General features: G+C 58.8%; 1 protein-coding gene and 1 pseudogene. Both read right to left on the bottom strand.

All coding sequences use genetic code 11. The features are described 5' to 3' along the window. Positions 1-334, bottom strand: a pseudogene (locus tag E5W87_RS34110) (phosphonate ABC transporter, permease protein PhnE); the annotation flags it as partial. Positions 335-337: 3 nt separating this feature from the next. Then, positions 338-1,057 (bottom strand): phosphonate ABC transporter, permease protein PhnE (gene phnE / locus E5W87_RS34105; protein WP_292407937.1); only part of this gene is annotated, 720 nt, incomplete at its 5' end.

Here is a 1,057-nt window from a genome sequence, read left to right as displayed (position 1 = left end):
CCCGCCGCTCGATCACGGCCATCTGTTTGGCCACCCAGTCGGGATTTGGATTGGATCCCAGCTTGGAAAAGCGGGAGTAGTCGATCGTCAGATGGTTGTCTTTGAATTCGATATCGGGCCGGATTTCGTAGGACACCCAGTCGGCGAGATAAGCGCCGGCAAGGTTCCAGTTCGCTTTTTCGAGAACGGTGGCGATCGAGAAGAACCACGCGCAATAGAATGTGTAGAGGATGCAGAGGACGATAGCGAGCGGGGTGGCGTAGCGCTTCCATAGGGAGCGCCGGAACGCATCCGGATGGCGCGTGGCGATGTCGTCGATAGCGTCGGCGTTCATGCCTTACTCCCCGCGCCCATATGCGAACGCTTGCCGGCCGACAAGACGGTGCCTCAGCCACGCCGAAAACTGATCGACGGCGACAATCGTACAGAACAGCAGGAAGACGATGGCGATTGTCTTGGCCTCATGGCCTCGGCCGATCGAAAGGCGCAGGGATTCGCCGATGCCGCCGGCGCCGACGGCGCCAAGTATGGTCGAAGCGCGCACATTGATCTCGAAACGAAGCAGGAAATAGCTCATGAAGTTGGGCAGCACCTGGGGCACGATGCCGAACCACACCCGTTCGACCCAATTGGCGCCGACGGCGCGCAAACCTTCTTCAGGCTTCATGTCGGCATTCTCGACGACTTCGAAGAACATTTTCCCGAGCGCGCCGATAGTATGGATGCTGACCGCAATGATCGCAGGAATGGGTCCCAGCGAGAAAATCGCCAGGAAAAAGCCGGCAATGACGATTTCCGGAAAGGCGCGGACGATTTCAAGGAAGCGGCGCGTGGTGAAACGGAGCCAGCGGCTGGCCGTGATATTGCCCGCAGCCAGGAAGCAGAGCAGGAAACCGAATGTGGAGCCCACCAGCGTCGAAAACAGGGCAATGTTCAGCGTCTCGATCATCCGGTAGAAATATTCCGGGACGTAGATGCTTTGGGTCAGGTAGACCCGGCCTTCGGGATAGTCGAACTTGAGGCTGCCATCGTCGTAAGGGGACGGCAGGTCGAACAG

This window comes from Mesorhizobium sp., from assembly GCF_004962925.1.
In the GTDB taxonomy this organism is placed as follows: domain Bacteria; phylum Pseudomonadota; class Alphaproteobacteria; order Rhizobiales; family Rhizobiaceae; genus Mesorhizobium.
The sequence above is the reverse complement of the archived record's forward strand: the minus strand, read 5'-3'. Positions and strand labels throughout refer to the sequence as shown.